Source organism: Marinobacter sp. H13, from assembly GCF_059072335.1.
Genome location: NZ_JCACRU010000001.1, coordinates 2704589 through 2725784 on the forward strand (window position 1 = coordinate 2704589; position 21196 = coordinate 2725784).

Below are 21196 nucleotides of genomic sequence, written 5' to 3' on the forward strand. Positions count from 1 at the left end.
CAATGACAATAATTATCACTAACTTTTATTGTCATTGGTGAGTCACTGCTATGTACGTATGTCTTTGCCACGGCGTAACCGACCGGGAAATTCGCGAAGCTGCCGATAACGGCGTGTCATCCATGCGCCAGCTTGGCAAAGAGCTGGGTGTCGGCACCCAGTGTGGACGCTGCGCCTGCACCGCCCGCGAAATCCTGCGCGAGAGCCGCACGCCCGACTACCTGGCCATGGCCAATATGCTCGCCCAGCCTGCCTGACCGGCACGATTGTCCGGTTCTATTTTTCTCCTGCGTCATAAGGGGCTATCCTAAGACACTGATCCATTCGGCCATCAGGGAGCCCGAGTATGAAAGGCGATAAAAAGGTCATCCAGCACTTGAACAAGGTCCTCGGCAACGAGCTGACCGCTATTAACCAGTACTTTCTCCATTCCCGCATGTACAAGGATTGGGGTATTACCAAGCTGGCCGCCAAGGAATACGAAGAATCCATCGACGAGATGAAGCATGCAGACCAGCTTATCGAGCGGATCCTGTTCCTCGAAGGCCTGCCCAATCTCCAGGATCTGAACAAATTGCTGATCGGCGAGAACGTCGAGGAAATGATCTCCTGCGATCTCAAACTGGAAGAAATTGCCCACACCGACCTGAAAGAAGCGATCCTCTACTGTGAGGAAGTGCAGGATTTCACCAGTCGTGAACTGTTCCGTAGCATTCTTGATAGTGAAGAAGAGCATATCGACTGGCTGGAAACCCAGCTGGAAATGATTTCCCAGATGGGCATTCAGAATTACATCCAGCTTCAGTCATCCGCCGCGGAGTAAATCGAGACAATGGACTTGTCCTGTTTTAAAGCCTACGACCTGCGAGGCCGGGTTCCCGATCAACTGAATCCGGTCCTGGCCGAAAAAATCGGACGCGCTTACGTGGAAATCACTGGCGCGAAAAAAGTCATCGTGGGCTACGACATCCGGCTGTCCAGTCCCGACATTGCCGAGGCACTCAGCTCCGGCCTCATGGCCGCCGGCGCGGATGTGTTTGATATCGGCCTGTGCGGCACCGAGCAGGTGTATTTTGCCACCAGCCATTACAAGATGGACGGCGGCATTATGGTGACTGCCAGCCACAATCCCAAAGATCACAACGGCATGAAAATGGTCGGCCCTGAATCCCGGCCTATCAGCTCCGATAACGGTCTGAACGAGATTCGCGACCGGGTGCTGGAGCCATTCGGTGATGCACCTCAGCAGGGTCGCTACGAACCACTTGAGGTGATGAGCGCCTACGTGGACCATCTCCTGGGGTATATCGATGCCGGTTCGCTCAGCCCGCTGACCATTGTCTGCAACGCCGGTAACGGCGGCGCCGGCCTGGTGATCGATGAACTCGAACAGCACCTGCCCTTTGAATTCGTGAAAGTGCACCACCAGCCAGACGGCCATTTTCCCAACGGCGTACCGAACCCGATCCTCCCGGAAAACCGGGCGGCGACGGCCGACGCCGTCATTGCAGAAGGCGCTGCCATGGGCATCGCCTGGGATGGCGACTACGACCGCTGCTTCTTCTTCGACGAAAACGGCCGTTTCATAGAGGGGTACTACATTGTTGGTTTGCTCGCCGACCAGTTCCTGCGCAAAACCGGCGGCGGCAAGGTCATCCATGACCCCCGTCTGACCTGGAACACCCTTGATCTGGTGAAAGCCGCCGGTGGCGAAGCCATCGAGAGCAAGACCGGCCACGCCTTCATCAAACAGAGAATGCGTGACGAAGATGCCGTGTATGGTGGCGAAATGAGCGCCCACCACTACTTCCGCGACTTCGCCTATTGCGACAGCGGCATGATCCCCTGGCTGCTGGTTGCCGAACGCCTCTGCCAGTCCGGCCAGACCCTGTCGTCGCTCATCGATGCCCGAATCGAAGCCTACCCCGCCAGCGGCGAAATCAACCGCACCATCGATGATCCCCCCAAGGTCATCGCTGCGATTGAAGCCAAATACAGCGTTGGCGCCAAAAGCGTCAGCCACGTGGACGGCGTAAGCATCGAATTCGACGACTGGCGCTTCAACCTACGAATGTCCAACACCGAGCCGGTTGTACGGTTGAACGTAGAATCGCGGGCGGATATTCCGTTGATGGAAGAGAAGACGGAAGAATTGCTGGCAGAAATGCAGAGATTGAACGAGGAGAGGTAACTCCTTTTTTTGGGGCCGAGTGGGACGCTTGTCCTCATGAAACTGTGCGGAGCCAGGGATGGCGGAGCCCAAGCGTCACAGGGATGTGCCGTTAGGAGCGTGTTTCAGGAGGACAAGCGTCCCAGTCGGTCTTGCACCTGAAGTCAGAGCCAGTCGTTCAGCATAATCCCGATACCGAACCGCTGAATCCGGTGGTTATAGTCGATCAGACTCTCCCCATACCCGTTGTAGTACTGGAAGAACCCCTTAACCGTATCCCCCATTGGGAAACTGTACCCGAACTCCACCGACGTCTTGTTATCATCCGACCGCAGGTTATTCATCAGCCGCAACGAAAACGTCCGATCCTCGGTCAGCTTGTATACCGCATGGTAATTGGCATACCCCAGGTAGCGCTGGATGTCCGCATTATCATCGTCATTGTTCTCCGGAATCCGATACCAGGGCTGGACCATAAAGAGCCAGCGATCATAACTGTACGCGGCTGAGCCCATGATGCGATTCCAGCTCCGGGACCTCGGTTCAGACTGCCCGTTGGACTGGTGATTGAATCCGAGGGTCACGCCATTCAGTCGGCCCGGTCCGATATCCCAGTCGGTCTGGTATCGGGCGAATATCTCCGGCTCGTAGTTGGTTTCCCGGAAAGGCGCGGAGTCGTCCTGGTTGTACACCTGCCAGAACGAGGTCTGGGTATAGCCAAACCAGAGTGTTGTGCGGTCGTCCAGAATTCCCGTCAGCAGTGGGACCTTGAAACTGATCTGGTACTTGGCTTCTTCCCGTTCCAGGTCGTAGTCATAACCGATGGACCCTAGCCGGGGACTGGATGGCGATTCGTTCGGGTCTTTCACCCAGCTCACCGGCAGGATGTAGGTGGGCCGGTGCCCCACAAAGCTGCCGGAAAAGGAAAACACGGCTTTCTCGGCGGCCACATAGCGGTCCACCAAGGCAGACATAACGCCTGCGTCGGAATCGCCTTCCAAGGCACTGCCGGCAACGGCATCGAGATCTTTACCATTGGGCGCCAGTTGCTCCGCGCTCTTCTCGGCCTGTTCCTTGGCGCTTTCCGATGCCTGGGCCTGGCTCTCAGTGGGTTTGTAGAGGCTGTCAAAACAGGCCAGTCGCTTGATGCCATCGTCAATCAGGGCGCACTGTTCGGGTGAATCAATGGAGGGCGCTTCCTCAGTCTGTGCCGACACGTTTACAGGCACCGACAGCATCAACGAGAAGGTAATGATGGCCGTGGGCGGCGCCAACAGGTGTGGGGATGTCATCAGGTGCTCTCCTAGCTGGCGGTCAGACTGAACCAGGTGTTGGCAATGCCATAGATCCAGACGCCGATCAGGGTGACGGCCAGAAGTGAGAAAATAACCTTGTGCTTGAACCGGTTGCCACTTTCCGCCGAGGCTACCCAGCGCAGGTACATGAGGCCGATAAAGCTGATGAAGACCCCGAGGCTGGCGAAGGCTGGAATCAGCAGCCAGCCGGCGCTGATGGTCTGACCGTCGCTGGTCTGGCTGGAAAACCACCCCATGGAAGCCAGCAAAACGGCAAGCGCCGTAAATTCGGCAATCAGCAGCGGTTTGCGCAACGGGTGGGGTGAAGTCGGTTCCGAATTGGTCATGGAAACAGGTCCTGAATGATGAAACGTCGGCGAACACCATGGTAACCGGATTGTTCGCGAAACACCCTCTGACTTACGAAATCGCAATTAAAATGGTTGAAATCAATTTATGATTTTGCTGTTTGGTTTTTTTGCCGGGTTTCAGTCGCTATAATGCGGCGACCGAAGATTATAACGCTCAAATGCGAGGTGCATTGTGAAGATGAAGAGAGTCCTGGCTGCTGTATTGGTCGTTGCAGGCCTGACAGCGGGCGCCGTAATGGCAAGTGTCGAAGATGAAATCCGTGCACGCATCCAGCCAATAGGGGAAGTTTGCCTGCAGGGTGAAGAGTGTGGTGAAGCTGCGGCGGCCACTGAAACTGCCAGCTCTGGACCTCGCTCCGGCAGTGAAGTTTACGATGCTGTCTGCATGGCTTGTCATACCACGGGTGCTGCAGGTGCGCCGGTGATTGGCGATGCGGATGCCTGGGCACCGCGCATCGATAAAGGGCTGGACACTCTGGTCAGTCACGCTATCAATGGCTTCAACGCGATGCCGGCAAAAGGCGGCTGTTCAAGCTGTCCGGATGAAGAAATCCAGGCGTCTGTTGAGTACATTGTCGAGCAGAGCCAGTAAGGCAATTGTGATATCAGAAAAAGCCCCCGACATTCGGGGGCTTTTTCTATGGCCTTTCAGCCTTCCAGTTTTGGGGTTCAGGGGAGCGTTCTACGCCTCAGTTCGCCGGTTATCATGGCTGTTTCGCCGGAGGCGGTTTGCAGGGTGATCGACCAGCTCTGGTGTTCTGGTTCCCGGTGATGCATGTTCTCCATCGCTGCCAGGCGTGGGTCCAGCCAGCCAAAACTGGTACTTTGTGACAGTGTTGCCCATCTGTCACGCTCCTCACTGGGCGTTCCCAAGAGAGCAGGGGCGTTTGGTAGAGCCTGCCAGCTCGGACTGTCCGTATTGACCATAACGGTCTTGCCAGTAAATCTCAGAAAAGCCTCGTCTTGAGTTCCCAGTACTGTAAGCGGGGTGTCGCCCCGATAGCTCAACAGGATGCCCGGGCGTGGGGCATCCAGAATCATGGCGTTCAATCCCTGAATGTTCGGCTGCTTGGTAATGCGGGCCTGTACGATCTCAGAGGGAGCTCCCTCTGCGTCAGGTGCGCCGTGCGCCCCTGCTGGCGCGGAGGCCATCAGGGGCAGCAGGCCGAAAAAAACCAGAGGCAATCCGCCTTTGCTGATTCGTCCGTTTTTCATAATGTACTCCCTTTGCCTGGTTACAGAATCTCAAGTGTTGATTCGATAATTCCGTCGGCGGTCGTGGTCTCGCCCGCCACCTGGGTTGGCGCCATGCACTCGAGATTCTCGTTGACCACGGTGATGGGAGCCGATATCGAAGGCACCCTTCCTTCAGTCGTCTCTTTGCTCACGAACAACATGTATTCGCCGGCGGGTACCACGTTGTGGTTGTCGGGCATTTTCAGGGTTAGCTTGTTGCCATTGCCTTTCTCCATGATCAGCTCAATGGCGCGCTGGTCGCCATCAATCACATGGGTCATGACCGTGCGGCGAATCAGTAGCGCTTTGTCGATCTGGTCTGCTTGGTCAACCTTTATATTGAAGCGATCCCCAATAGTCAGGTTGCGCGGCGCGCTCTGGATTTCCGGGCGGTCATCACGCATGGCATAGGGTGGTGTGTAGATTTCAAAGCTGGGATCCCGTCCGTCATACGGCGCCAAACCGAAGTCCTGAAGATCGACAAAGGTCAGTTAAGCGGTGTTGATCGGTGAATGCCCGGCAATCATCACACGACCGTCTTCCATCAGTACGGCCGTGTTGTGGTAAGTCCGTGCCCGGTGGCCCGTTGCCATTTCAGTCCAGGTGCCCGTTTCCGGATCAAAGCGCTCGGCCGTGCGAATAGGCCCTTCAAGGCCGGGCGCGACAACGCCATCACGGTTGCCGCCGCTGAACACCATGACACTGCCGTCCGGCATCAGAACATTGGTGCCATACCAGCGTGGCTGGTTGAGCGGTCCAGTAAGACGGGACTCGTAGCCGATGTCATCGCCATTCGTGGTGATTCGGTCTATACGGCTCTGGTCTGTGGGCAGGTAGCCGCCGGGATTGGTCAGCAGGGCGTAACTGGGCACGCCACCGGCAGTCAACAGCTCCACGTCTGTGTATTCGCCGTTGGCATTCGGTTTCAGCGGGAGCATGGTTGAAGAGGTGGAACCGCGCATGCCGCCGGCAATGGCCATTCGCAGGTCTTCTTCTGAAATGCCCAGCTCTGCGCCGCTTTCCAGCAGATCAGATGGAGCTTCCAGCACATCGCCCAGAAGCGAGCCTACCTGGTCGAGGGAAAGATTGGTGATATTCAGTGTGCTGCTGAGCTGGCCCAGCCCGACTTCATCAAGTCTCAGGGGCAGTCCGGCATAGCCGATGTCGTTCCAGCGCTGGGTTGCGGGATTGTAGCTGGCGACAATGTTCCACAAGGCCTGGTCATACCCCTGGCCGAAGGGATTGAATGCCTGGCCTCCGGCATTGTAGAGCACGTGACCGTTGGGCAGCAGATGCATGCGTGGGTACAACGGCAAAGACCTGTCAGCGGTAGAGGGGTTCTCTGTCCACGTTCCTGCGCAAGGGTTGTAGGTTTCCGTTTGAACCACGTTACGACCGCTATTCAGCGGTTCATCCGGATAGACCGGTTTCAGGAGTTTGGTGACGCCACTGGCTACAAAAACGTCGCCATTGCCAAGCGTGACCAGCGACGGGTACCAGCGGCCGTATGTCATGTCACCGCTCTGGCGCCAGGTGTTGGTTGCCTCATCGAAAATCCGGGAATTCTTGATGCCCTCCAGTTCCGCGACACCCAGGGGGAGGCCGTCAATGCCGGGCTCCGAGTAATAGTCCGTGCCGCCGACGGCCATGACATCGCCATTTGCAAGGCCGATAACATCCGAGCAGAACAGGGCACCGTCGTTTTTGCTGGTGTTATCTGCAGTATCAATCAAGCCGTCGAGTTCGGTGCCGTTGAGCAGGGTTTCGCTGTCATTGCCGTCCGGGTTGGCACCGGCATCCAGCGGAGAGGGTTTGAGCCACGACGGGTTGTCGTTTTCATCCAGCGACAGTACCCGTGTCTGGTCATTGACTGAAACCTCGCCAAATTCGGCGACGATCGATAGCTCAACATTCTCAGTGCCTTCCAGCGCGTTCAAATAGAGCAGGCGACCATCTTTCAGCAGGGCCATGGTGCCTGCTGCCGGTTTGCACTCATCCATGCCATCGGCCCGGGTGATGCATTTTTCGTCGGTTTCAACAGCCTCACCGTCGACAATGATGGTGGGTTCCGCAAACGGTTCGCTGAAACGTCCCTTCTCTGAGTAATCCTCTGCCAGAGTCGTCTGGCTCGATGAATCCTCGTTAGAGGTCCCGAGGAGTCCGCCCAGCAGACCCGCGCTGGCGGTCGTGGACCCCGCCGCAATGAGCAGAAACGAACCGGTAAGCTGACACAATCGATTGCGATGTGTGGACATAAAGCTCTCCTGATCTTGTTGTTGTCGAAGTGGGATTTGGTCTCCCGCTTGCAGGAACGGATCAGGGGCGTCAAAAGTTGCAGTATTTGTGAAAAAAAGTGAAATCTACAGGCCGAGATCGCCCAGAAGGGCGCTCAGAGTGGCTTTTCCCTTCTTCTGGTTGGCTTCCACATCAAGGTCGCCAGTGCCTTCCCACTTGAGATCTTCTTCGGGCAGTTCATCAAGAAAACGGCTCGGGATGGTTTCCAGCTTTTCCCCGTACTGTTTCCGGGTAGCCGCATAGGTCAGCGTCAATGTTTCCCGGGCGCGGGTAATGCCCACGTACATCAGCCGTCGTTCTTCCTCGATATTACCTTCTTCAATACTGCTTCGGTGGGGCAGGATTTCTTCCTCAAGCCCCATGATGAACACGTGGGGAAACTCCAGGCCCTTCGACGCGTGCAGGGTGAGTAGCTGAACCTTGTCGCTGTCATCGTCCTCCTCCCGCTGTTCCATCATGTCCCGAAGGATCAGTTTGGTGATGGCATCCTCGATGCCGAGCTCATCGGCCGTGCCCTTGCCATCGTCGAGCATGCGCTGGATGGACTCCACCAGGTACCAGATGTTCTCCATCCGCCGCTCGGCCTGTTTGGGGGTGCCGGAGTGCTGGTGCAGCCACTCCTCGTACTCGATGTCCGTGAACAGCTGTTTGATCACGGGTATCGGGTTTTCGCTGTGTAGCCGCTCGCAGGTGGCGTCCACCCAGTGGGCAAAACGCCGCAGGCGATCCAGCCCCTTCTCGGTCACGTGGGTCTCTGCGCCCATGTCACCCAGGGCCTTGAACAGGCTGACGTTGCGGGACCGGGCGTAGTGACTGAGCTGCTCCAGCGTGCGCGGACCGATCTCCCGGCGTGGCACATTGACCACCCGAAGAAACGCGGCATCGTCGTCCGGATTGATCAACAGCCGCAGGTAGGACATGGCGTCCTTGATCTCGTTCTTTGAGAAAAACGACTGGCCGCCGGAGATGCGGTAGGGGATCTGGTAGGCCTGCAGCTTCATTTCCAGCAGTCGTGCCTGGTGGTTACCCCGATACAGCACGGCAAAGTCCCGGAAATCGAGCCCTTTTTTTAGTTTCTGGTCGAGGATCTCGGTGGCAACGCGGTCGGTTTCCGCGTCTTCGTTGCGGCATCGGACAATCCGGATTTCCTCGCCGATGGTGTGATCACTCCACAACGCCTTCTCGAACACGTGGGGATTATTGGCAATTACTGTGTTGGCACTGCGCAGGATCCGGGCAGTGGACCGGTAATTCTGCTCAAGCTTGACGATTTTCAGGCTAGGGAAGTCTTCCTTGAGCTGGGCCAGGTTTTCGGGCCGGGCACCGCGCCAGGCATAGATGGACTGGTCGTCGTCTCCAACCACGGTAAACGCGGCCCGCTCGGCCACCAGCTGCTTGACTAGTTCATACTGGCACACGTTGGTGTCCTGGTATTCATCCACCAGCATGTAGCGAATCTTCCGCCGCCATTTCGCGAGCACGTCCGGATTCGAGCGGAACAGCATCACGGGCAGCAGGATCAGATCATCAAAATCGACCGCGTTGTAGGCTTTCAGGTACTCGTTGTATTTCTTGTAGATAATGGCAATACGCTGTTCACGCTCATCGGCAGCCTTGCTCAGGGCCTCGGCGGGCCCCCGCATGGCGTTTTTCCAGGAGGAGATGGTCATCTGGATGTCGTTGAGTTCGTCCCCGGCCTCGGCGCTGGCTTCCCGGAGCATCAGATCCTGTAACAGGGCCTTGGCATCCTCGGCATCAAAGATCGAGAAGCCGGGGTGGTAGCCAAGATGCGTGTGCTCCTCACGGATCATGTTGAGGCCAAGATTGTGAAAAGTAGATACAATCAGGCCCCGGGTCAGCTTCCGGTCAACGATCCTGCCAACCCGCTCTTTCATTTCACGGGCAGCCTTGTTGGTGAAGGTGACTGCGGCAATATGACGCCCCGGTATTCCAAGTTGCTCGATCAGGTAGGCAATCTTGCGGGTAATCACGCTGGTCTTGCCACTGCCTGCCCCGGCAAGCACCAGCATCGGGCCATCGGCATAGCGGACTGCTTCGCTTTGTCTCGGGTTGAGCTTGTTCACAAATAAATGGCCAGAATGGAACGAAATGGGGATAACGGACGTGGGCTTATTCTACACCAGACAGAGTTGCTGTACCTTGACGATCTATCGACTATGATTGATAGAACGGACTTGGTTGTTCACGCATAAATGGATCCTGCTAGATGACACTGCCACTGGAAACCGTGAGGCCCGGACAGTTGCGCCTTTTGGTTCTGACACCAGATTACGCTGATTTTCTCTGGCTGAATGCTCTCCTGGCGGGTGACGTCGAAATCAGTGCGGACGCAACCTGGTGCCCGGATCTGGTGGATTGCGATGATCTGATCCGGAACGCCAGTTTTGATGTCATCGTCTGGGACTGCGTGTTCCATGGTGGCTCAGAGGCGTCTTTCCTGCAATATCTGGCGGTCGCCAGCAATGAAAAACCGGTTCTGGCCCTCAGTGCCGAGCCGCCGATGGAGCGCGCGCCAGAGTTGCTGGCTGCCGGAGCTGCCGATTACCTTTGTCGTCAAACCCTGGACCACTGGACGTTCCGTCGGGCCGTGAAATGCCTCTGGTATCGGGACCAGTTGTCCGAGTCCGCCCATGGTCAGCTGGGCCGCGAAGTCGCCACCGGTTTTATCAACCGGGACCTTTTCTTCGATCGTCTTCAGCAAGCGCTTCTGCGTGCCGAGCGGGCGGGCCACCGTCTGGCTTTATTGCACCTCAATATTGATGATTTCCGCAGCATCAACGAGTCGTTTGGCTATCAGAAAAGTGACCAGTTGATGATGAAACTGGCAGAGCGGCTCCGACATTCGCTTCGACGCGTGGATTCGCTGATGCGCATTGGCGGTGACGAGCTGGCTATTATTGTTGAAAAGGTCGAAGACTCCCTGGATATCACCCAGATTATCCGCAAGGTGGTCAGCGCCCTTGATGAGCCTGTTACCATTGATGGCCAGACCGTCGTGGTGAGTGTCAGCCTTGGTGTTGCTACCTACCCGGAAGCCGGCGATAGCGCCGAAAATCTGTTGCGTCGGGCCAATCGTGCCATGTTTGAAGCAAAACGGGATCCGGGCACCAGCTACCGCTTCTACGACCGCCAGTTGCACATTTCCGCCGGTTACCAGCTTCGCCTGGAGGCGGATTTGCGCAATGCCCTTCGGGGCAAGGAGCTCGAACTTTACTACCAGCCCCGGATTGATCTGGCCACCGAGGAGGTTCGGGGCGTGGAATGCCTGCTGCGTTGGAATCATCCGGAGCGGGGTTTGGTGGGGCCGGACGAATTCATTCCGGTTGCCGAGCGCAGCGGGTTGATCGTGCCCATTGGTTACTGGGTCATCGAGCAGGCCTGCAAACGCCTGCAGGAGTCCGCCGAGCTCGGTTTCCCCGGGCTGGTGTTCGCGGTCAACCTGTCGTTCAGGCAGTTTCACGATCGCAAGATGACCGAAACCATTTTCCGCATCATCTTTAACGCCAACGTGGATACCAGTCTGCTGGAGCTGGAGCTGACCGAGAGTGCCATGATGCACGACCCGGAGTACGCCCAGCGCTGCCTGCGGGAATTGAACCAGCTGGGTATCAGTTTTGCCCTGGACGATTTCGGCACCGGCTTTTCATCGTTGAGCAATCTCCAGCATCTGCCCATCTCGCTGGTGAAGATCGACAAGTCGTTTGTGCAGGAGTTGGGTAATTCCGCAGACGCCGAACACATTATCCGGGCCATTATCAGCCTGGCCCACAGCCTGCAGATCAGCGTCGTCGCCGAAGGCGTGGAAACCGAAGGGCAACTGGAGTTTCTGCGCCAGCAGCATTGCGATGAAATCCAGGGCTATTACTACGCCCGGCCCATGCCCTGGGCGGATCTTGTGCAATTCCTGAACAAGCGGGGACAGGCCGCTTGCCTGCAGCAGTAAGCCGCTGTACCTTTGCTGGTTTATTGGCAAAGCATCAGACAGAGGTTGCATGAACAGTATCTCCAGGCGTATCGCCGAGGAACTCGGTGTCCGCGAGCAACAGGTTAATGCCACCGTCGAACTGCTCGACGAAGGCGCGACCGTTCCGTTTATCGCCCGCTACCGGAAAGAGGTCACAGGCTCACTGGATGACAGCCAGCTGAGGAACCTGGAAGAACGTCTGCGCTATTTGCGGGAACTGGAAGACCGTCGTGCCACTATCCTCAAGAGCATTGAGGAGCAGGGCAAGCTGACCGACGAGCTCAAGGCCACCATCCAGGACGCCGACACCAAGAACCGTCTGGAAGATCTTTACCTGCCCTACAAGCCCAAGCGCCGGACCAAGGCCCAGATTGCCCGCGAGGCGGGTCTGGAGCCGCTGGCTGACGCCCTCTATGATGATCCGACTCTCGATCCTGAAACCACTGCCCAGGGCTACCTGAACAAAGAAGCCGGCGTGGAAGATACCAAGGCTGCCCTGGATGGCGCCCGCTACATTCTGATGGAGCGGTTTGCCGAGGATGCCGAGCTGCTGGGCAGCCTGCGGGACTTTATCTGGCAGGAAGGCCAGCTGAAAGTCACCGTGGTGGAAGGCAAGGAAAACGAGGGGGCCAAGTTCCGTGATTATTTCGACCACGTTGAGCCGCTTAAGAAAGTTCCGTCCCACCGTGCCCTGGCCATCCTTCGGGGCAGGAACGAGGGCGTTCTTGGTTACACGATTGTTGTTGGTGATGCCGAGGATGACCGCCGTGCGCCCCACCCGGCCGAGCAGCGCATCGCCGCTCGCTGGAATATCCGGGACAATGGTCGTGCTGCCGACAAATGGCTCTCGGAGGTGGTTCGCTGGACCTGGCGGGTGAAACTCTCCACCCAGATTGAAACCGATCTCATGGCACAGGTCCGCGAAGCGGCAGAAACCGAAGCCATCAACGTGTTCGCCGCCAACCTCAAGGATCTTCTGCTGCTTGCGCCGGCCGGTCCACGTCCGACCCTGGGCCTGGATCCAGGGCTACGCACCGGGGTGAAAGTGGCTGTTATCGATGGCACTGGCCAGGTGGCCGGCCACGGTGCCATCTTCCCCCATGCGCCGCAGAACCAATGGGACCGTTCCATCGAGCAGCTGGCGGCCTGGTGTCGGGAGTACAAGATTGAACTGGTGGCCATTGGCAATGGCACCGCTTCCCGGGAAACGGAGAAGCTGGTCGGCGACCTCAGCAAGCGTTACCCCGAATTGAAGCTGGCCCGGATCGTGGTCAGTGAGTCCGGTGCTTCGGTCTATTCAGCCTCCGAGTTCGCCTCAAAAGAACTGCCCGATCTGGATGTCACCATTCGCGGCGCGGTGTCCATTGCCCGCCGGTTGCAGGATCCGCTGGCCGAACTGGTGAAAATCGAGCCGAAATCCATCGGGGTGGGGCAGTACCAGCACGACGTTTCCCAGGTGCAGCTGTCACGAAGCCTCGATGCCGTAGTGGAAGACTGCGTAAACGGCGTGGGTGTGGATCTGAATACCGCGTCAGCGCCACTGCTGGCAAGGGTCTCGGGCCTGAACCAGACCATCGCCCAGAACATCATTGAGTTCCGCAACCAGAACGGCATGTTCCGCAACCGGAAACAGCTGCTCAAGGTCACCCGTCTCGGGGACCGCACGTTCGAGCAGGCGGCGGGTTTTCTGCGTATTGCCGGCGGCGAGAACCCCCTGGACCGGTCCTCCGTGCACCCGGAAGCCTATGGCGTGGTCGAGGCCATCGCCCGGAAAAATAATCGCGAAGTGGGCGATATCATCGGCGATTCCTCGTTCCTGCGTGGTCTGAATCCCCAGGATTACGTAACAGAACAGTTCGGTTTGCCGACTATCAAGGACATCATCTCGGAACTGGAGAAACCGGGGCGGGATCCGCGACCGGAATTCAGGTTCGCAAGTTTTGAGGAAGGGGTCGAAACCCTGAGCGATCTCAAACCCGGCATGGTGCTGGAAGGGTCGGTGACCAACGTGACCAACTTTGGCGCGTTTGTGGATATTGGTGTGCATCAGGATGGCCTGGTGCACATTTCCGCGCTGTCCCACACCTTCGTCAAGGATCCCCGAGAAGTGGTCAAGGCCGGGGATATCGTCAAGGTCAAGGTGATGGACGTGGATATCCCGCGCAAGCGAATTGCCCTGACCATGCGTATGGACGATCAGCCTGGCGAGAAAAACGAAGGCAAGCCAATGGCTTCCAACCGCTCCGGAGCCAGCCGCAAGGGCGGAAACCGGAATGCCGGTAATGGCGGTTCCGGTCAGAAATCCCCACAGGGCGCCATGGCTGGTGCGCTGGCCCAGGCACTTGCCTCGGCGCGCAAGGACAGCTGACGGGTTTACAATCTTTTCACCGGCCGGTTATGCACAAGAGCAAGCCGGCCGCAGCAGGAGTCGACCATGGCTGAATCCCGCCATTCCGTATTTCGTCAGTTCGCTGCCAGCGACTGGGATGGTTTCCTCAAGGGTGTCGAAAAAGAAGGGCTGCGGGTGGATCGCAACGGCTTCATCGCCCAGACTCCGCACCCCGAAGCCCTGGGGTCGGCGCTTACCCATCCGAGGATTACCACTGACTATTCAGAGGCCTTGCTGGAGCTGATCACGCCGGTGTTCGACAGCACGGCAGGCATGCTGAAATCGCTGCGGGATATCCACACGTTTGTGCAGCAGAACCTGGGTGACGAAGTGTTCTGGGCGACAAGCATGCCCTGTGAGCTGGATGGTGACCCGAGTATCCCCATCGCCGAGTATGGCAGCTCCAATATTGGCCAACTCAAGCATGTTTACCGGCAGGGACTGGCCGTGCGCTACGGCCGTATGATGCAGAGCATCGCGGGCGCCCACTACAATCTGTCCCTGCCCGACAGTTTCTGGCACAAGTGGCAGGAATTGCTGGGCAACGAGCAAAGCCTGAAAGACTTCAAGTCGGACCAGTATTTCTGGCTGATTCGCAATTTCCGCCGCCGCAGCTGGCTGCTGATGTTGTTGTTCGGTGCTTCGCCCGCCCTGGATGCCAGCTTTGTAGCCGGCGTGAACCATGATCTCTCGCGATTTGATGAACGCACCTGGTTCGGTGAGTACGCAACCTCGTTACGGATGGGCGATCTTGGGTACCACAACAACGCACAGGCATCCCTGAATATCTGTTTCAACGAGCTGAGCACCTACACCCAGACTCTGGATCGGGCCATTCACACCACCTGGCCGGCGTATGAGTCGATCGGCACCCGCCGGGGCGACAAGTTCATCCAGATCAACACCAGCGTACTGCAGATCGAGAACGAGTATTACAGCGCGGTGCGCCCCAAACGCACGACGCAGCGTGAGGAAAAGCCCATCCAGGCCCTCGAAGCCCGGGGTGTGGAGTACATTGAGGTGCGATGTTTGGACCTTGATCCCTTCTCGCCGGTTGGTGTGAACGAGGCCCAGATCGATTTTCTGGATCTGTTCCTGCTGGACTGCCTGCTAGCAGACTCTCCCCGAATTGGCGATGCCGAATGTGAACGCCTGGATGACAACTACAAGGATGTGGTCGCCAATGGGCGTTATCGAGAGTTGGCGCTTTGCCGTGGTGGGCATCGTACCCCGGTATCCGACGCTGCGAACGACATTCTGTCCCAGCTGGAGCCCCTTGCGGAACTGCTCGATAGTTGGCGGGGTGATGACACCTACCGCAACGCCCTTGCCGCCCAGCGCGAAGTGTTGACCGGTGAATGGACCGTGCCGTCTGCCCGGGTTCTCGATGCCATGCGTTCCTCTGGCCTGGGTCACCGGGAGTGGGGTATGGAAATGGCGCGGCAGCATCAGCAGAGCCTTAGGCAGGAAGGTCTTGGTGATGATGTGCGCCGCGCGTTTGAGGCTATGACGTCAGAATCCCTGACCGAGCAGGCCGACATGGAAAGCGCCGATACCCTGTCGTTCAGCGAGTTTCTGGAACAGTACCTGCGCTCTTGAACGTTGGGTTCGGGAGGCGTCGCAGGAGTCTGCGGACCTGACGCACAGAAACTGAACAAAGATTTGTCTCCCTCCGGTCCGGCTGTTAATTTTTGTAACATCAGGATCGGGAGGGGATTGCGATGGCAAGGGATATCAAACTCGGCTGGGACGTGGAAGCCCTGAACAAGGCTTACCGACAGGGCTATATGGCGGCCAACATGGGCATGGACAAATCCCGCTGCCCCTATCGTGGTGACGTCGTTATTGCGGCCTGGGAAGCCGGTTGGGATGATGCCGATCAGGTGGCCCGTGATGACCGCGACCAGTCAGATGATCTGTTCTCGCGGATCGCCTGAACCACTGGCCGGTTCCAGCTTCACTTCTGCACGACAAACTCCGTAAACAGCACGCCGGCTATGCTTTCGCCGGTCTGCTGCTCTTCCAGAACCGCATTGATTCGCTGTTTGGCTTCTTCGCGCAGCGCCTCCTGGCCCTCCATTGAGGTGAGGCGATCGGTATCCGTTTGCTCACCAAACAGCATGACCAGTTCGTGTCGCAATCGGGGCATGTGAGCATCCACGGCAGGCCGTGCGCTCGCGCTGTTTGCCCGCAGACTGACCGCGGCTTTCAGATAGGTTGGCTTGTTGCCGGGCGTACCCACGTGGGTCACGAACGGTGGATCCATGCTGATGTAGTCGGTAAAGCTGTTTTCTTCTTCAGCCACCTCCTCTTCGGCATTTTCCTCTTCCTGGGAAACGGCCGGCAAAGAGATCGTTGCAAACAATAGAAAAAGAAGCGTCAGAACAGATTTTGGCTGGCGTGTCATAGGCTTGAAGTTGATCGTGGTTTAGGGTTAAGTGACGAGAATAGCAGGCCCTGTGGCCGCTTGCAGTTTCAATTCACGATTCGAGGTGTTCTTTTGACCAGCAGATGGGTTTTCGGGCTTATTTTCCTTGTATGTGCCGCACTCCTTGGTGTGGCTTTTTATATGGAGCATGTGATGGGGCTCGAGCCCTGCCCGCTTTGCTGGTTACAGCGCTTCGGTTTCATGGGTGCCGGTCTGGTCAGTTTCCTGGCCTTTCTCCATGGCCCCACCGGATTCGGCGTGCGGATCTATGGGTTCCTGCTGGTGCTGACCGCCGGAGCAGGGCTGGGTGTCGCCGGGCGGCAGTTGTGGCTGCAGAGCCTGCCGGCGGACCAGGTGCCGGCATGCGGGCCTTCGGTGGACTACATGCTGGACGTTCTGCCGTGGTTCGAAGTTCTGTCTACCGCGCTCCAGGGCACCGGGGACTGCGCTGAAGTGGTGTGGCGGTTCCTGGGTTTGAGCATTCCCGGCTGGACTGCTGTCTTTTTCTCGCTGCTTGTCATCACCGGTCTGGTTTTGATGTTTCGCCGGCAAAAACCCCGGGAATGGATTCGAGGCTGAAACGGTTGCGGGGAACCGCAGCCATGGGGTAACTTGATCCAAACCTAATAAAAATCAAAACCGAAACAGAAGTAGTCAAGACAAGCGGAGAACAGGCGTCATGTTGGAAAATTGCCGAAATGCCAGGGAGCGCTGGGGCGGCGTCAGCGAGCTGATTGATCGCTGGCTCAAGGAGCGTCAGGAGCTTCTGGTGCATTACTGCGACCTGTCCGGAGAAAGCGACTTCTCGCAGACCGAAGCATTGAGAGAAAAATTCGTGCGCCTGTGTGAAGTTCTGGTGGACTACGTGTCTACCGGTCATTTCGAGATCTACGAGCAGTTGGTGCGAGAGGCCCGGGAATTTAACGATGGCGGGTTGGAGCTGGCTGCCAAGGTTTATCCCCGTATTGAGCAAACCACCGAGGTTGCCCTTAACTTCAATGACCGGCTGGATGGCCGGGATTTGTCCGAAGAGGATGTCAAAGAACTGTTCGGTGAATTGTCGAAGCTGGGTGAAACTCTGGAGACCCGGTTCGAGATGGAGGATTTCCTGATCGAGCATCTGCACAATGCCCATGCCGGCAAAGTAGCCTCTGCCTGAGAAATCCCTGAATCAAAAAAAGCCCCAGTCCGGCATCGCCGGCTGGGGCTTTTTCGTGTGGCAGCCTCAGAACTGACAGCTGCCTGTTCTGGCGCTTAGTCTCCGGAGCCAGGGTTGATCTCGAGTAGCTCGACATCAAACACGAGGGTCTCGTTGGGGCCGATCGCCCTGTTGCCGCCGGGGCCGTAGGCCAGATCGGACGGAATGTAGAGCTTGTAACGGGCACCCTCGCTCATCAGCTGCAGGCCCTCGGTCCAGCCGGGAATCACCTGGTTCAGGGCGAAGGTAACCGGCTCACCGCGCTCGCGGGAGCTGTCAAATACTTCACCGGACAGCAGTTCACCGGTGTAATGCACCTGAACGGTGTCTGTTGCTGCCGGCTTTTCGCCGTCACCCTGCTCAAGTACTTCGTATTGCAGGCCGGATTCAGTGGTTTCCACACCTTCACGCTCTGCGTTCTCGGCAAGGAAGGCTTCGCCGGCATCCAGGTTCTTCTGGGCCAATTCTTCCATCTGCTTGCCCTGCTCTTCCTGCAGCTGCTGCTGGTAGGTCATCAGAGCCTGCTGGATTTCCTCGCGGCTCATGCGCTTGGCTTCTTCATCGCCGGCGTGGCCGTGCTGGATGCCCTGGAGGAACTGGTCCATCTGCAGATTCGGCAGGTCGTTACCCATGCGCTCACCGAGAACCAGGCCCATGCCATAGCTCACCTTCTGATCGGTGGAATCCAGTTTCGGTTGTTCCGGGGCTTCGGGGGGTGTGGAACAGCCGGCCACGAGGCCGGTCACTGCCAGTGCAAGGAGCGTTTTCTTCATTGCATTATCCTTTAACGTCGGTGCTTGGGGCAGGGCCCCGCGTTGTGTTTGTCAGAACGCAGAAGGTAACGGGTTCCGGCATCAGATGCCACTGAACATGTGTTAAGAAACCGGACGTGTCAGCTCAGCTGCCGTTGGTACCGGCAGCTGAGGGACCCAGGGAGAAAGGTGCGCTGTAGGGAGATTGCCAGTCTGTTTCCGGCTCCTGCGGCTGAATCCGGGGGAAGACCTTGTCACGTCGCTCGATAGCGAGGGTGTTCCAGCGGCCCTGTTCGGGCGGCTGGTCAGCGTAGTGCCAGTTGCCGTCGGTATCCTGCCATTTGAACACGATTTCGGGGCCCTCGGTGGGAATCGGGGACGGGACCAGTCCTTCAAACGCGGGAATCTCGGGCTGCTCGTGCTCTGCCACAGGTTCGGAGACCTGCTCCGGGTCGTTCAGACCGAAGAAAATCAGCAACAGCAATAACCCGAGAGCCGGGAACGAGAGCCGTATGAGCCATTTCATCATCATGGCTGATGGTCTCCCTTGGGAAAGTGGGCCAGAGTATCGGCCAGTGTATTCAGCAAGGGCCTTGCATCGTCCTCAACGGGTAAGGTCGGTGCTGCCGCAAACAGATTGTTGATGATCAGTGCGTCGCGTCCCTGCATGTCTGCGTGTTCCGGGTTAATGGTCATTAGCGTTCGCCAGCTCAGGGCCAGTTCAATCTGTTCGGCTTCAAGCTCCAGGCCGGCGATGCCGGTGCGAAGCTTCTGACAGTTGTCGGCGCTGCCGGGCAGCGATTTCCGCGCGCTCCGGAGGGCAACGGTTACACGGTCGCGCCACTCTGTTACCGTAGCGTCCTCGACCCCGGCGAAGACCCTGCCAGAGAGTGCAAGCCAGGCCGCACCGAGAATCCGCGTTACGCTCCAGCCCTGATTCTGAAGCGCCAGGCAGCTGTTCTGGACATCCGGACGTTTCCAGAACGCCAGGGCAAAACGCCAGAGCGGGTTGTCCGGTTCCAGATCTGCCGGAAGTTCCAGCGGCGGTGTCGAAAAATCCGGGGTGGTCGCCGAGCGGACCGACATAGGCGCTGTGCCTTCCCTGAACACTTTACGTTGATAAAATGAAAGCATGTTAACGATAACCGATCTCAGTTTACAACGGGGCGGCGTCTGGTTGCTAGAATCCGTCAGCCTGACGGTGCAACCCGGCCAGCGTGTCGCGATCGTCGGTGCCAATGGTGCCGGCAAGTCCAGTCTTTTCCAGCTCTTGCTGGGCCAGTTGGCGCCAGAGCAGGGCGCGGTCTCTCTGCCGGGTGGTTGCCGGATTGCCCACATGGCGCAGGAGGTCGAAGCCACCTCGCGCAGCGCGAGGGATTTTGTTCTAGATGGCGACCTGGATTTGCGCCGCCTGGAAGGTGAACTTGCCAGGGCCGAGGCCGCAGGTGACGATCATGCCATTGCCCGCATACACGGCGAGCTGGATGTGCACGAGGCCTGGTCCGCCGGCCGCCGGGCCGAGGCCTTGCTGCGCGGGCTGGGATTCTCGGACGAGGATGCGAACCGGCCGGTATCGGCGTTTTCCGGTGGTTGGCGAATCCGCCTGAACCTGGCCCAGGCCCTGATGCGACCGTCCGATCTGCTGCTTCTGGACGAGCCCACCAACCACCTCGATCTGGATGCCTGTCTGTGGCTTGAGAATTGGCTGCGGCGCTATCCCGGGACCCTGCTGTTTATCTCCCACGACCGCGATTTCATGGATCGGGTCGCTACCCATGTCGTGCATTTCGATCGCCGTAACCTGGAACTGTATACGGGTAATTACTCAGCCTTTGAGGGCCAGCGCAGTGAGCGTCTGGCCCAGCAGCAGGCCGGTTTTGAACGCCAGCAGGCCAGGATCGCCGAAATCCAGCGGTTCATCGATCGGTTCAAGGCCAAGGCCACGAAGGCCCGTCAGGCCCAGAGCCGCGTCAAGGCTCTGGAGCGGATGGAGCGCATTGCCCCGGCCCATATCGATTCGCCGTTCAGCTTCGAGTTTCCGGTGGCCGAGAAGGTTTCCAATCCGCTGTTGTCGATACGCAATGGCAAGGCCGGGCACGGCAGTACTGCAATCCTCAACAGCATTAACCTGACCCTGTTGCCGGGCAGCAGGGTCGGGCTGCTGGGTCCCAATGGTGCGGGCAAGTCTACCCTGATGGATGCACTCCGGGGTGAGGGCACGTTGATGTCTGGTGATCGTACCTGTGGCGAGCATCTGGCCATCGGCTACTTTGCCCAGCATCAGCTGGAGTCCCTGGATCTGGATGCCAGCCCTTTCCTGCATCTTCAGCGGCTTTCCCCGAAGGCGTCAGAGCAGAGTATACGGAATTTCCTTGGTGGCTTTGATCTTCATGGCGATGAAGCCCTGAGTGCCATCCGGTCGTTTTCCGGTGGCGAAAAGGCCCGCGTGGCGCTGGCCGTGATCGCATGGCAGAGACCCAACCTGCTCCTGCTGGACGAGCCCACGAACCACCTGGATCTGGAAATGCGCCAGGCTCTGACCATGGCGCTGCAGAACTTTGAAGGCGCTATTGTGGTGGTTTCTCACGACCGGCACTTGCTAAGGAACACCGTGGACGAGTTCTGGCTGGTCAATGATGGTCGGGTAACGGAGTACCAGGGCGATCTGGAAGACTATGAGCGTTGGCTGGCGGACCGCCGGAAAGACGAAACCGAGGCACCTAGGAGAGTGCCGGTCGGCCAGGAGGGGGTGCCCGAGGCCGCTGAGGCGGTGGGCGAGAGTGCCGAAGATCGGAAGGCGCGCAAGCGGGCAGAGGCGGCTCTTCGCCAGAAACTCAGCCCCTACCGTAAAAAACAGAGTGCGCTGGAAAAGGAAATGGACCAGCTTCAGCAGAAGCTGTCAGCTCTGGAAGAGCAGCTATCCGAACCCGACCTTTACGACGACAGCGGCAAGACCCGTCTGAAAGAGTTGTTGGCGGAGCAGGCCACCGCAACCGCCCGCCTGGAAGAGGTGGAGGCGCAGTGGCTTGAAGTCAGCGAAGAGGTGGAGTCCCTGGAGGCCGAGTTGGCTGGCTGAG

General features: G+C 58.0%; 21 protein-coding genes. 11 read left to right on the forward strand and 10 right to left on the reverse strand.

The window, feature by feature from the left end; genetic code table 11:
• Nucleotides 1-50: 50 nt before the first annotated feature.
• The 3 genes from AC5JQH_RS12485 (at nt 51) to AC5JQH_RS12495 (ending at nt 2191) form a co-directional block, all read left to right on the forward strand.
• Nucleotides 51-257 (forward strand): bacterioferritin-associated ferredoxin, encoded by a 207-nt coding sequence (locus AC5JQH_RS12485; RefSeq protein WP_012139146.1) that lies wholly within the window; start codon nt 51-53, stop codon nt 255-257.
• A gap of 89 nt (nt 258-346) precedes the next feature.
• Nucleotides 347-823, forward strand: coding sequence for a bacterioferritin (bfr, locus tag AC5JQH_RS12490; RefSeq protein ID WP_014575823.1), 477 nt, complete (start codon nt 347-349; stop codon nt 821-823).
• Nucleotides 824-832: 9 nt separating this feature from the next.
• Complete coding sequence (locus AC5JQH_RS12495) at nt 833-2191, forward strand: phosphohexomutase domain-containing protein (RefSeq protein WP_092033518.1); 1359 nt, start codon at nt 833-835, stop codon at nt 2189-2191.
• 143 nt (nt 2192-2334) lie between these two features.
• On the opposite strand, the gene AC5JQH_RS12500 is transcribed toward AC5JQH_RS12495, so the two are convergent.
• Nucleotides 2335-3462, reverse strand: a complete 1128-nt coding sequence (locus tag AC5JQH_RS12500) for a phospholipase A (RefSeq protein WP_062782915.1) — start codon at nt 3460-3462, stop codon at nt 2335-2337.
• Between the two features lie 11 nt (nt 3463-3473).
• Nucleotides 3474-3812 carry a hypothetical protein gene (locus tag AC5JQH_RS12505; protein WP_014575826.1) on the reverse strand — a complete coding sequence of 113 codons (339 nt, stop codon included), beginning with the start codon at nt 3810-3812 and terminating at the stop codon, nt 3474-3476.
• A 202-nt stretch (nt 3813-4014) separates the two neighbouring features.
• Here AC5JQH_RS12505 and AC5JQH_RS12510 point away from each other — a divergent pair, with 202 nt between their 5' ends.
• Complete coding sequence (locus tag AC5JQH_RS12510) at nt 4015-4428, forward strand: c-type cytochrome (RefSeq protein ID WP_273156334.1); 414 nt, start codon at nt 4015-4017, stop codon at nt 4426-4428.
• A 77-nt stretch (nt 4429-4505) separates the two neighbouring features.
• Here the strand turns inward: AC5JQH_RS12510 and AC5JQH_RS12515 are convergent, their stop codons facing one another.
• The 4 genes from AC5JQH_RS12515 to rep form a co-directional block, all read right to left on the reverse strand.
• Nucleotides 4506-5051 (reverse strand): hypothetical protein, encoded by a 546-nt coding sequence (locus AC5JQH_RS12515; RefSeq protein WP_493805655.1) that lies wholly within the window; start codon nt 5049-5051, stop codon nt 4506-4508.
• A gap of 20 nt (nt 5052-5071) precedes the next feature.
• A complete protein-coding gene (locus AC5JQH_RS12520) occupies nt 5072-5533 on the reverse strand; it encodes a galactose oxidase early set domain-containing protein (protein WP_493805656.1) in 462 nt (153 codons plus the stop codon).
• A gap of 30 nt (nt 5534-5563) precedes the next feature.
• Entirely contained in the window at nt 5564-7327 is a 1764-nt protein-coding gene (locus AC5JQH_RS12525) for a Kelch repeat-containing protein (protein WP_493805657.1), read from the reverse strand.
• A 105-nt stretch (nt 7328-7432) separates the two neighbouring features.
• Entirely contained in the window at nt 7433-9451 is a 2019-nt protein-coding gene (gene rep, locus AC5JQH_RS12530; RefSeq protein ID WP_014575829.1) for a DNA helicase Rep, read from the reverse strand.
• Between the two features lie 143 nt (nt 9452-9594).
• On the opposite strand from rep, the gene AC5JQH_RS12535 reads away from it, so the two are divergent.
• The 4 genes from AC5JQH_RS12535 to rmf all read left to right on the forward strand — a co-directional run bounded on the left by AC5JQH_RS12535 (nt 9595) and on the right by rmf (nt 15678).
• Nucleotides 9595-11331, forward strand: a complete 1737-nt coding sequence (locus AC5JQH_RS12535) for a putative bifunctional diguanylate cyclase/phosphodiesterase (protein WP_493805658.1) — start codon at nt 9595-9597, stop codon at nt 11329-11331.
• 49 nt (nt 11332-11380) lie between these two features.
• Entirely contained in the window at nt 11381-13720 is a 2340-nt protein-coding gene (locus AC5JQH_RS12540; protein ID WP_493805659.1) for a Tex family protein, read from the forward strand.
• Between the two features lie 66 nt (nt 13721-13786).
• Complete coding sequence (gene gshA, locus AC5JQH_RS12545) at nt 13787-15340, forward strand: glutamate--cysteine ligase (protein WP_008169925.1); 1554 nt, start codon at nt 13787-13789, stop codon at nt 15338-15340.
• A gap of 122 nt (nt 15341-15462) precedes the next feature.
• Nucleotides 15463-15678 (forward strand): ribosome modulation factor, encoded by a 216-nt coding sequence (gene rmf, locus AC5JQH_RS12550; protein WP_008169923.1) that lies wholly within the window; start codon nt 15463-15465, stop codon nt 15676-15678.
• A 20-nt stretch (nt 15679-15698) separates the two neighbouring features.
• Here rmf and AC5JQH_RS12555 read toward each other — a convergent pair whose 3' ends face one another.
• Nucleotides 15699-16148, reverse strand: a complete 450-nt coding sequence (locus AC5JQH_RS12555) for a flagellar basal body-associated FliL family protein (protein WP_008169920.1) — start codon at nt 16146-16148, stop codon at nt 15699-15701.
• 93 nt (nt 16149-16241) lie between these two features.
• Here AC5JQH_RS12555 and AC5JQH_RS12560 point away from each other — a divergent pair, with 93 nt between their 5' ends.
• Nucleotides 16242-16748 carry a disulfide bond formation protein B gene (locus tag AC5JQH_RS12560; RefSeq protein ID WP_175497417.1) on the forward strand — a complete coding sequence of 169 codons (507 nt, stop codon included), beginning with the start codon at nt 16242-16244 and terminating at the stop codon, nt 16746-16748.
• Between the two features lie 100 nt (nt 16749-16848).
• Nucleotides 16849-17328, forward strand: a complete 480-nt coding sequence (locus tag AC5JQH_RS12565; RefSeq protein ID WP_008169916.1) for an Rsd/AlgQ family anti-sigma factor — start codon at nt 16849-16851, stop codon at nt 17326-17328.
• 95 nt (nt 17329-17423) lie between these two features.
• Here AC5JQH_RS12565 and bamJ read toward each other — a convergent pair whose 3' ends face one another.
• From bamJ to AC5JQH_RS12580, 3 genes are all read right to left on the reverse strand, one after another.
• Complete coding sequence (gene bamJ, locus AC5JQH_RS12570; protein WP_008169914.1) at nt 17424-18140, reverse strand: BamJ family beta-barrel-assembly machinery protein; 717 nt, start codon at nt 18138-18140, stop codon at nt 17424-17426.
• A 124-nt stretch (nt 18141-18264) separates the two neighbouring features.
• Nucleotides 18265-18651, reverse strand: a complete 387-nt coding sequence (locus AC5JQH_RS12575) for a DUF4124 domain-containing protein (protein WP_008169912.1) — start codon at nt 18649-18651, stop codon at nt 18265-18267.
• A complete protein-coding gene (locus AC5JQH_RS12580; protein WP_008169909.1) occupies nt 18648-19205 on the reverse strand; it encodes a TIGR02444 family protein in 558 nt (185 codons plus the stop codon). Before AC5JQH_RS12580 ends, AC5JQH_RS12575 begins: the two co-directional genes overlap by 4 nt.
• A gap of 46 nt (nt 19206-19251) precedes the next feature.
• Between AC5JQH_RS12580 and AC5JQH_RS12585 the strand changes: the two genes are divergently transcribed.
• A complete protein-coding gene (locus AC5JQH_RS12585; protein ID WP_491713515.1) occupies nt 19252-21195 on the forward strand; it encodes an ATP-binding cassette domain-containing protein in 1944 nt (647 codons plus the stop codon).
• Nucleotide 21196: the final 1 nt, after the last annotated feature.

What these genes read in the sequence shown, in the direction of transcription:
- AC5JQH_RS12555 (WP_008169920.1), bottom strand. Translation starts at nt 16,148, where the DNA reads ATGACACGCCAGCCAAAATCTGTTCTGACGCTTCTTTTTCTATTGTTT.
- AC5JQH_RS12580 (WP_008169909.1), bottom strand. Translation starts at nt 19,205, where the DNA reads ATGTCGGTCCGCTCGGCGACCACCCCGGATTTTTCGACACCGCCGCTG.
- gshA (WP_008169925.1), top strand. Translation starts at nt 13,787, where the DNA reads ATGGCTGAATCCCGCCATTCCGTATTTCGTCAGTTCGCTGCCAGCGAC.
- AC5JQH_RS12510 (WP_273156334.1), top strand. Translation starts at nt 4,015, where the DNA reads ATGAAGAGAGTCCTGGCTGCTGTATTGGTCGTTGCAGGCCTGACAGCG.
- AC5JQH_RS12500 (WP_062782915.1), bottom strand. Translation starts at nt 3,462, where the DNA reads ATGACATCCCCACACCTGTTGGCGCCGCCCACGGCCATCATTACCTTC.
- bfr (WP_014575823.1), top strand. Translation starts at nt 347, where the DNA reads ATGAAAGGCGATAAAAAGGTCATCCAGCACTTGAACAAGGTCCTCGGC.
- rmf (WP_008169923.1), top strand. Translation starts at nt 15,463, where the DNA reads ATGGCAAGGGATATCAAACTCGGCTGGGACGTGGAAGCCCTGAACAAG.
- AC5JQH_RS12565 (WP_008169916.1), top strand. Translation starts at nt 16,849, where the DNA reads ATGTTGGAAAATTGCCGAAATGCCAGGGAGCGCTGGGGCGGCGTCAGC.
- bamJ (WP_008169914.1), bottom strand. Translation starts at nt 18,140, where the DNA reads ATGAAGAAAACGCTCCTTGCACTGGCAGTGACCGGCCTCGTGGCCGGC.
- AC5JQH_RS12525 (WP_493805657.1), bottom strand. Translation starts at nt 7,327, where the DNA reads ATGTCCACACATCGCAATCGATTGTGTCAGCTTACCGGTTCGTTTCTG.
- AC5JQH_RS12485 (WP_012139146.1), top strand. Translation starts at nt 51, where the DNA reads ATGTACGTATGTCTTTGCCACGGCGTAACCGACCGGGAAATTCGCGAA.
- AC5JQH_RS12505 (WP_014575826.1), bottom strand. Translation starts at nt 3,812, where the DNA reads ATGACCAATTCGGAACCGACTTCACCCCACCCGTTGCGCAAACCGCTG.
- AC5JQH_RS12495 (WP_092033518.1), top strand. Translation starts at nt 833, where the DNA reads ATGGACTTGTCCTGTTTTAAAGCCTACGACCTGCGAGGCCGGGTTCCC.
- AC5JQH_RS12575 (WP_008169912.1), bottom strand. Translation starts at nt 18,651, where the DNA reads ATGATGATGAAATGGCTCATACGGCTCTCGTTCCCGGCTCTCGGGTTA.
- AC5JQH_RS12535 (WP_493805658.1), top strand. Translation starts at nt 9,595, where the DNA reads ATGACACTGCCACTGGAAACCGTGAGGCCCGGACAGTTGCGCCTTTTG.
- AC5JQH_RS12540 (WP_493805659.1), top strand. Translation starts at nt 11,381, where the DNA reads ATGAACAGTATCTCCAGGCGTATCGCCGAGGAACTCGGTGTCCGCGAG.
- AC5JQH_RS12515 (WP_493805655.1), bottom strand. Translation starts at nt 5,051, where the DNA reads ATGAAAAACGGACGAATCAGCAAAGGCGGATTGCCTCTGGTTTTTTTC.
- AC5JQH_RS12585 (WP_491713515.1), top strand. Translation starts at nt 19,252, where the DNA reads ATGTTAACGATAACCGATCTCAGTTTACAACGGGGCGGCGTCTGGTTG.